The organism is Sulfurovum sp., from assembly GCF_041562805.1.
GTDB lineage: Bacteria > Campylobacterota > Campylobacteria > Campylobacterales > Sulfurovaceae > Sulfurovum.
In genome coordinates this window covers 1-2,835 of the sequence record NZ_JBFFOH010000234.1, presented here as the reverse complement: position 1 = coordinate 2,835, position 2,835 = coordinate 1, and the positions used below count along the sequence as shown (strand labels likewise).

The 2,835-nt window shown below is 39.9% G+C and carries 4 protein-coding genes; 2 read left to right on the top strand and 2 right to left on the bottom strand.

Translation table 11 applies throughout. From position 1 onward, the window contains the following. The coding region (locus ABYK33_RS15140) for a multiheme c-type cytochrome (RefSeq protein ID WP_373034149.1) at nucleotides 1-426 on the bottom strand (426 nt) is incomplete at its 3' end. 110 nt (nucleotides 427-536) lie between these two features. Continuing rightward, a complete protein-coding gene (locus tag ABYK33_RS15135) occupies nucleotides 537-674 on the bottom strand; it encodes a hypothetical protein (RefSeq protein ID WP_373034148.1) in 138 nt (45 codons plus the stop codon). 214 nt (nucleotides 675-888) lie between these two features. Here ABYK33_RS15135 and ABYK33_RS15130 point away from each other — a divergent pair, with 214 nt between their 5' ends. Then, the gene (locus tag ABYK33_RS15130) at nucleotides 889-2,286 is read left to right on the top strand and encodes a DUF1214 domain-containing protein (protein ID WP_373034147.1); all 1,398 of its coding nucleotides are present in this window, start codon (nucleotides 889-891) and stop codon (nucleotides 2,284-2,286) included. Between the two features lie 359 nt (nucleotides 2,287-2,645). Next, nucleotides 2,646-2,835: hypothetical protein (locus ABYK33_RS15125; RefSeq protein ID WP_373034146.1), on the top strand; the 190-nt coding region annotated here is incomplete at its 3' end.

Here is a 2,835-nt window from a genome sequence, read left to right as displayed (position 1 = left end):
TTGATGGATATGGAACCAACGCTGCCCGCCTTCTTCTTTAGACCGACTGTCCCAGGCGATATCCAGTACCTGATATTTTCCATCTGCAAATTTTAACAGATACTGTTGAAGTGGGTAGACACCAAATGTATAGTTGACCTCATATTCATGCAATTTTCCATCTTCCCCATCTGTTTGGATGAAAAATTTTCCATCTTTTTTATAGAAACTGCTTTTGACGCCATGCAGTTCAAAAGTAACATTGTTGAAATCACCAACTACAGTGTCATCATTGGCCTCTTTCATTGCCAAGTCATGATGTGAACCTTTCCACTCTTGTGTCTCTTTATGATGACACTGTACACATGCTTTATCTCCCACGTAGGGAACATGATCTTGGGCAAAAAGTATGGAGAATAATACAAGGTAAATCAATATTTTTTTCATTACTTCTTACCCTTTTTTTTTAGTACTCAACTATTGTACTCAAAACGTTATAAAGACTTCATGTTTCAGTATAAGAACCACCTTAGAGAGTACCAGTGAACCCATCAATATCATAGATATATCATTGATTTTATATGGTACCCTGCTAATACGAGGTATTTGATCAACATCATACTTGCTAGCCAAGAAGCAAAATACACTCCCAATACTATGATGACCTTAGCCTCATTAAGTATTTTCCCCATCATAAATTCTCCTACTTTGTTTTTAAGACAAATTATTATATTTCATTTTTATCGACTTAAGCACATAAGATCCAATGAAAAATTTAGTCTTGAAACCTTGACCTTTTTCCACAGATAATTTATTGTGATATACTTTTCAGTGAACTACTAATAAAAAGTTATTTGTCATTGAATCCACATTCAATAACCCAGCATTCATGAAAAAAGGAGACTAATCATGATGAGAACAAAGAAAATAATCACTAAAATACTTGCAATTTGCTCTGTAGTATTTCTCAATACTGTTGATGCATCGGAGACCAACGATGCCGAAATGACCGAACTCGTCAAACGTTCCTACCAATATGTTGCCCTCTTTAATACTCTGAATAACTTTGTTGTCCAACCCAAGAATCCATTTGCCACCGGGTCATGGAACGAGACCCACTATCCAAAGGGATTGATGGATGCATCTGTGAGAGCAATCCCACGACCAAACAATGACACACTCTACGTTCTTTCCATGCTGGATCTACGTAAAGACCCAGTGGTTATTCAATACCCAGCTTTTGATTCCAGGTTTGTTTCACTCGAAACCTCTGCATTGGATCATTACTGTAACATCCCCCTCGCTACCTCCAAGGGCGATTTTAAACAAGCAAAAACCATGCTCTTCTACTCTGCCCGCACCGAAGGCTACAATGGTGAGCCGGTTGAAGGCGTAGATGAGATTATACAGATGTCCGGCGATTTCGCGACAGCATTTTTACGCGTCATGCCTGAAGCAAACGACCCAGCAAAGTTCAAAGCCAATATGGACGCGATCAGCCAAGTGAAACTTCAGACACTCTCAGAGTTCCAAGGTAAGCCGGCAAAGCCTGTAGAGCCTGTGAAGATGCCGAAGTATGGCAACGACCAGATGGTATTTTCCAACAACTTTCAGGAGGTCATGCAATTTGTCTTCAATCACACCACTTTTGATAAGAACAATGAAATGGACCAGGCGGCACTGGCGGCACTGAAGACCGCTGGTGTTGAGCCTGGGAAGCAGTATGATGCCTCTAAAGTTCCGGTACTGGATGGAAAGCAGCTTTCAGCAGTAGCTGCAAAGATCGCAGCAGAACAGGGTGATATCTGGAATGATCCGGAAAAAGCAAAGCCATTCACATACAAGCTGTTCCATCCAAAGGGGCAAATGGACATTGACACGATGGTACTTCAATCGGTGGTAGGTCCACTTGGTCAACCTGCCTCCGAGGCAATGTATCCGGGGATCGGTACAACAGATGGTAAGCCGATGAATGCCATGCACGATTACGTGATCCGTATGAGCAAGGACGAACTTCCACCTGCAATTGCATTCTGGTCAGCGACTCTTTATGACACGAAACAGGGTTTCTTCATCCCGAACAAGGAAAATAAATACAGTGTCGGTCAGAATGCCGGGATGAAGCTTAACAAAGAAGGTGGCATTGAAATCCACATCGCGGCTGAAAAACCTGCAGGCGTACCGGCAGAGAACTGGCTGCCTATCACCCGTAAGGATATGGGAATCGACGTTATTATGAGGATTTACCAGCCTAATCTTGAAAAGATGAAGACGTGGACAGCACCGAAAGCAGAAATGATTAAATAGAATACGTGTTATTATTCGTATTGAAGCGAGCGGTGGGTTGTACATCCAAAAGCACAGATGTATCTCAAATAAAATGACTAATTCAGTCGACGCTGAAAAGACGATCGACTGGTTAGCATCGTTGTATTATAAAACTAAAACTTATAAAATATGTTAAATTACAAGTTTTACTCAACTCAAAAAAAAATGAAAGCACATCAGAGATTAGCACAAGTTTGAAGAATAAATCTATAAATGATTATTTTCTTGGATATAGTAAACTATCATTTAGCACGCTAAATTTTTCATTGGATCTTATGTGCTTAAGTCGATAAAAATGAAATATAATAATTTGTCTTAAAAACAAAGTAGGAGAATTTATGATGGGGAAAATACTTAATGAGGTTAAGGTCATCATAGTATTGGGAGTGTATTTTGCTTCTTGGCTAGCAAGTATGATGTTGATCAAATACCTCGTATTGGCGGAGTACCATATAAAAATCAATGATATATCTATGGTATTGATGGGTGCACTGGTACTCTCTAAGGTGGTTCTTATACTGGAACATG

Bases quoted from the DNA above. Each gene is read 5' to 3' on its own strand.
- ABYK33_RS15135 (WP_373034148.1), bottom strand. From the start codon at position 674: ATGATGGGGAAAATACTTAATGAGGCTAAGGTCATCATAGTATTGGGA.
- ABYK33_RS15130 (WP_373034147.1), top strand. From the start codon at position 889: ATGATGAGAACAAAGAAAATAATCACTAAAATACTTGCAATTTGCTCT.